Source organism: Arthrobacter sp. P1_A5 (assembly GCF_056406825.1).
In genome coordinates this window covers 1-5,268 of record NZ_JBFTZL010000224.1, presented here as the reverse complement: position 1 = coordinate 5,268, position 5,268 = coordinate 1, and the positions used below count along the sequence as shown (strand labels likewise).

General features: G+C 68.4%; 5 protein-coding genes and 2 pseudogenes. 2 read left to right on the top strand and 5 right to left on the bottom strand.

All coding sequences use genetic code 11. The features are described from left to right. Positions 1–548: pseudogene (locus AC1D1S_RS19070) on the bottom strand (3'-5' exonuclease); the annotation flags it as partial. 116 nt (positions 549–664) lie between these two features. Here AC1D1S_RS19070 and AC1D1S_RS19065 point away from each other — a divergent pair. Next, positions 665–1,432, top strand: a complete 768-nt coding sequence (locus tag AC1D1S_RS19065) for a VTT domain-containing protein (protein ID WP_243181326.1) — start codon at positions 665–667, stop codon at positions 1,430–1,432. An 88-nt stretch (positions 1,433–1,520) separates the two neighbouring features. Here AC1D1S_RS19065 and rdgB read toward each other — a convergent pair whose 3' ends face one another. The 4 genes from rdgB to murI are packed head-to-tail and all read right to left on the bottom strand — an operon-like array spanning position 1,521 to position 4,817. Then, positions 1,521–2,198, bottom strand: a complete 678-nt coding sequence (rdgB, locus tag AC1D1S_RS19060) for an RdgB/HAM1 family non-canonical purine NTP pyrophosphatase (protein ID WP_476995203.1) — start codon at positions 2,196–2,198, stop codon at positions 1,521–1,523. Next, positions 2,195–2,953 (bottom strand): ribonuclease PH, encoded by a 759-nt coding sequence (rph, locus tag AC1D1S_RS19055; protein WP_028276043.1) that lies wholly within the window; start codon positions 2,951–2,953, stop codon positions 2,195–2,197. Before rph ends, rdgB begins: the two co-directional genes overlap by 4 nt. A gap of 53 nt (positions 2,954–3,006) precedes the next feature. Beyond that, positions 3,007–3,804 (bottom strand): MBL fold metallo-hydrolase, encoded by a 798-nt coding sequence (locus AC1D1S_RS19050; RefSeq protein WP_476995202.1) that lies wholly within the window; start codon positions 3,802–3,804, stop codon positions 3,007–3,009. Continuing rightward, positions 3,801–4,817 (bottom strand): glutamate racemase, encoded by a 1,017-nt coding sequence (gene murI, locus AC1D1S_RS19045; protein WP_028276045.1) that lies wholly within the window; start codon positions 4,815–4,817, stop codon positions 3,801–3,803. Before murI ends, AC1D1S_RS19050 begins: the two co-directional genes overlap by 4 nt. Positions 4,818–4,876: 59 nt before the next feature. On the opposite strand from murI, the pseudogene AC1D1S_RS19040 reads away from it, so the two are divergent. Next, positions 4,877–5,268, top strand: a pseudogene (locus AC1D1S_RS19040) (hypothetical protein); the annotation flags it as partial.

Below are 5,268 nucleotides of genomic sequence, written 5' to 3'. Positions count from 1 at the left end.
CCGTCAGGCCGAGGGACAGGTAGAGTTCCGCGATGCTTGCTGCCCCGTTGCGGGCGGCGATGTCGATCAGGATGCCGGCACAGGCCCGGGCGTCCTCGGCGGCATCGTGGTGGTTGATCAGCGGGACCCCGGCCTCTTCGGCGGCGTACGGCAGCGTGGGACACCAGGGAGTAGCAGCGCCGGGACAGTATCACTGTGCAGACGTAGTCGTACGCGGGTCCGGCCATCCCGGAGACCTCCAGGCCGGAGCGGATCACACCGAGATCGAACCCTGCATTGTGGGCCGCCAGCACGTCGCCGCCGATGAACGCGCCGATCTCCGGGAACAGCTCCCCGAACCGCGGCAGTCCCGCCACCTGGTCCGGCCGGATGCCGTGGATCCGGACGTTGTGGTGGTCGAAGGTGTCATGGTTTTCCGGTGGCCGCATGAGCCAGGAGGCTTCCTCAACGACGACGCCGCCGCGGACCTTGCTCAGGCCAACAGCGCACGGTGAACCGCGGAAGCCGTTCGCGGTCTCAAAGTCGATCGCCGTAAAGTCCAAAGTCACGGCCCAACTTTACCGCCCGCGGACGGATCCTCCCGCACCGGGAACGGTCCCCGGGGCTGGGCCCCCCGGGCCTGCAGCCTGCCGTCAAGTACCCTTAACAGGTGAACGTACTAGCAATGAGCGACCTCGCCGTGTCCGCCCTTGGCGGCGCCGGCCCCGTCCAGCCGCACCTGGCCTCCTTCCTGCCGGACTGGCTCAACCCCCAGGTTTTCCTGGCGAATCCGGCCTTTGCGCCGTGGGTGGTCCTGCTGGTCTGCGGCATCATCTTTGCCGAGACCGGGCTGCTGATCGGATTCTTCCTGCCTGGGGACTCCATGCTGTTCACTGCCGGGCTGCTCGTGGCCACCGGCACCATCCAGGTCAACATCTGGGTCCTGACCGCGCTCATCATCGTCGCCGCGATCATCGGCAACCAGGTGGGCTACCTGATTGGGTCCAAGGCGGGACCTGCCCTGTTCAACAGGCCCAACTCCAAGCTGTTCAAGCGTGAAAACGTGGATAGTGCGCATGCGTTCTTCGAAAAGCACGGCGGCAAGGCCCTGATCCTGGCCCGGTTCGTTCCGATCATCCGCACCTTCGTCCCGGTGATCGTGGGCGTTGCGCAGATGAGCAAACGCAAATTCTTCACCTACAACGTGATCGGCGCGGTGCTGTGGGGCGGCGGCGTCACGCTCCTGGGTTACCTGCTCGGGGACAAAGTGCCGTGGGTCAAGGACAACCTGGACATCATCTTCATCGCCATCGTGCTGGTCTCCGTGATCCCGATCGCCATCGAGGTCATACGGGGCGCCATCGCCAGGCGCCAGGCCGAGAAGTACGGCACGGACGCCGTGGACGAATTCATCGAAGAGCATGAGCCCGAAGAAGAGCGCCGGACCCCGTAGCGCACTGCCGCAGTAAACGCAGCAGTTAACAAGGAAGGCGCCCCACCGTGTGGGGCGCCTTCCTTCGTCCTGAGCCTGGTTGGGCCGGCTACTTCCCGGCCAGGGCCTCGACGATGGCCGGCAGGAGCGCCCGGAACGCATGGCCCCGGTGGCTGATGGCGTTCTTCTCCTCGGAACTGAGCTCGGCGCAACTGCGGTCCAGCCCGTTCGGCTGCAGGACGGGGTCATAGCCGAAGCCGCCCTCCCCGCGCGGCTCCCGCAGGAGTGTCCCTTCCAGCTGCCCGTATTCCACGACTTCCCGGCCGCCGTCGGGCGAGGACCCGGGCACCGCCAGCGCTGCTGCGCACACGAACGCGGCCCCGCGGTACTCGTCCGGCACGTCGGCCAGCTGGGCGAGCAGCAGCTGCAGGTTCGCGGCGTCGTCGCCGTGCCGGCCGGACCAGCGCGCCGAGAATATCCCAGGCGCGCCGCCGAGGACGTCCACGGCCAGTCCGGAGTCGTCGGCGATCGCCACGAGCCCCGTGGCCTCGGCCACCGCCCGGGCCTTGAGCAGCGAGTTTTCGGCGAAGGTTACGCCGGTCTCGGCGACGTCGGGGGCACCGACGGCGCCGGCGTCCACCACCTGCGTGTCGACGTCGAGCCCGGGAACCTGGCCGCGGAGCAGCTCACGGAGTTCCCGGAGCTTGCCTTTGTTGTGGGTGGCGAGGACGAGCCGCGGGCCCGGGCCGTCGGCTTCCGGCCGGTCCGCGAGGGGCGTCTCCGTCACGGGGCCTCCGCCAGGGTGTCGCGCTGGATCGCGGCGAGCTGCTCCGTGCCCAGCAGCGCCAGGTCCAGCAGCTTGTTCAGTTCGTCACGGTCGAACGGTGCGCCCTCGGCGGTGCCCTGGACTTCGACGAACTTACCGGAGCCTGTCACCACGACGTTCATGTCGGTCTCGGCGCGCACGTCTTCGACGTAGGGCAGGTCGAGCATCGGGACGCCGTCGATGATGCCCACGGACACCGCGGCGATCGTGTCGATCAGGGGCTGGGCGTTGCGGGCGATCATCTTCTTCTCGCGGGCGAACCGGATGGCGTCGGCCAGTGCCACGTAGGCGCCGGTGATCGCCGCGGTGCGCGTGCCGCCGTCGGCCTGCAGGACATCGCAGTCCAGCACGATCGTGATCTCGCCGAGGGCCTTGGTGTCGATGATGGAGCGCAGCGAGCGGCCGATCAGCCGGGAGATCTCGTGGGTGCGGCCGCCGATTTTGCCCTTGACCGACTCGCGGTCGGACCGGGTGTTCGTGGCCCGGGGCAGCATGGCGTACTCGGCCGTGACCCAGCCGCGGCCCTCGCCCTTGAGCCAGCGCGGCACGCCCTCGGTCAGGGAAGCCGTGCACAGGACCCGGGTGTTGCCGAACTCGATCAGGGCCGAACCCTCGGCCTGCTTGGACCAGCCGCGCGTGATGCTGATCGGGCGCAGCTGGTCGGGGGTACGGCCGTCGGCGCGGATGACGGGGACACTGGGAGCTTGGGAAGTCATGCCTTTAGCTTATCGACTCACCCGGCCCGGCCCGCGCGGGCCGCCTGCGCGCGCTAGACGGTGTAGTGCACGCCCGCGACGGCGACCGCCACGTCCTTGCCGAAGATCTCCTTGGCCTCTGCCATGACGGTGGTCGGCGACGTCCAGACGGGAATGTGCGTCAGSAGCAGSCGGCGSGCGCCGGCKGCGRCGGCGGCCTCCCCCGCCCGCTTGCCCGTCAGGTGCACGTCCTTGATCGCGTCGTCGCGGCCTTCCTCGAACGCCGCCTCGCACAGGAAAAGGTCGGCGTCGCGCGCGGCGTCCTCCAGGCCCGCGCAGGAGTCCGTGTCCCCGGAGTAGCTCAGGACGCGGGTCACGGGCGTGCCGTCCTTGGCGGGCTCGGTGACCTCCACGCGGAGGGCGTAGGCCTCCTCGACCGGATGGTTCACCGCATAGGGCGTCACCGTGAACGGGCCGACGCTGACCGGCTTGCGCTCGGACCAGGTGCTGAAATCGAATTCCTCGTGCATGCCCGGATCCAGGTCCAGCCCGTAGGCCGTGGCCATCCGGTCGGCCGTCGCGGCGGGCCCCCACACCGGAATCCTTCCCCGTCCCCAGCCGCCCGGCTTCCAGCGCACGGCAACATGGAGCCCGCACAGGTCCATGCAGTGGTCCGGGTGCAGGTGGGTGAGGAAGATCGCATCAATGTCCTCCAGGTCCGTGTAGCGCTGGATGGCGCCGAGAGCCCCGCTGCCGAGGTCCAGGACGATCTTCCAGTTCCGCTCGCCGTCGTTGGCGGTCAGCAGATAGCACGACGCCGGCGAACCCGGCCCCGGGAAGGAGCCGGTACAGCCCACGATGGTCAGCTTCACAGCAGTGGTCCCCCGCCCGCGGATCCGCCCACGAAGTTGGAGATCCGCGGCCGGCCCGCGCCGGCCCGGGCGGCGGCGATCATCTCCGGGGTGATCCGGGCGAGGCTGCCGGTGGGGTACTGCGCCGCGACGTGGTCCACGTGGCGGACACTGAGGACCTCGGGGCCCAGGAAGCGCCGGGCGAGGTGCTCAAACTGGGCGGCGTCGCCGGTGGCGATGAAATTGTGCTCCGGCGCCGCGGCGTCCGTGCGCTCCAGGCCCCGGGAGGCCAAAGCCCGGTAGACGTCCTTGGCGGTTTCCTCGGCGCTGGAAACCAGCGTGACGTCCTCGCCCATAACGAAGGAGATCACGCCGGTGAGCAGCGGGTAGTGGGTGCAGCCGAGCACCACGGTGTCCACTCCGGCGGCAATGAGCGGTGCCAGGTAGTCGCGGGCGACGGCGAGCAGTTCCGGTCCGGTGGTAATCCCGGCCTCCACGTACGGCACGAACGCCGGGCAGGCCACGGACGTGATCTCCAGATCCGGGGCCGCGGCGAAGGTGTCCTCGTAGGCGCGTGAGCCCACCGTGGCCGAGGTCCCGATCACACCCACCCGGCCCGTCCGGGTCGCCGCGACGGCGCGCCGCACGGCCGGCTGGATCACTTCGATCACGGGGATCCCGTACCGGGCCGTGTACCGTTCGCGGGCGTCACGCAGCACGGCGGCGGACGCGGAGTTGCAGGCGATGGTCAGCAGCTTCACGCCGGAATCCACGAGCTCGTCCATGACGCCGAGGGCGTTGGCCCGGACTTCGGCGATGGGAAGGGGGCCGTAGGGGCCGTGCGCAGTGTCGCCGACATACAGGATGGATTCGTTGGGCAGCTGGTCAATGATCGAGCGGGCCACCGTGAGGCCGCCGACTCCGGAGTCGAAGACGCCGATGGGGCGCGACGCCAGCCCGGCATTTCCGGCGCTGCCCGCTGCGGTCTCCGCCGCAGCTGGCGCTGCCGGATCCGTATTTGATGCTGAAGTCATGATTATTCGAGGATAGGGCTTCACTACAGGCACGGCCATCACATTGTGTCCTGCAACTCGTGTCTGATGGGTCACACAGGTTTCCGGCGGATGGGCAAGGCGCGGAAGACCCTGCCTTCCAACCGATCTATGACGCCGTTGCTGGTCGCGTATGGGGCTCCGAGGCACTGGTCAGAGGCTTGACGGGAGAGGGGGCTTTTCACGTCCTGTCCAGAGTCGCACCTGAGCAAAAGTACCGTTTCGACCAGGACTGCCGCGTCAAGGCAATCGAGCTGGCATCGCGGCTGTTTCCTGCCGGTGAGGACTTGATTCTCTCCATCAACTTCATGCCGAACGCGGTGTACGAACCGGCCGCGTGCCTTCGTGCGACGCTGCTTGCAGCCAGGCGTTGCAGCTTTCCGACGTCGTCGATCATGTTCGAGTTCACGGAGAATGAGGAGGTTTCCGACAC

What these genes read in the sequence shown, in the direction of transcription:
- AC1D1S_RS19065 (WP_243181326.1), top strand. Translation starts at nt 665, where the DNA reads ATGAGCGACCTCGCCGTGTCCGCCCTTGGCGGCGCCGGCCCCGTCCAG.
- rph (WP_028276043.1), bottom strand. Translation starts at nt 2,953, where the DNA reads ATGACTTCCCAAGCTCCCAGTGTCCCCGTCATCCGCGCCGACGGCCGT.
- murI (WP_028276045.1), bottom strand. Translation starts at nt 4,817, where the DNA reads ATGACTTCAGCATCAAATACGGATCCGGCAGCGCCAGCTGCGGCGGAG.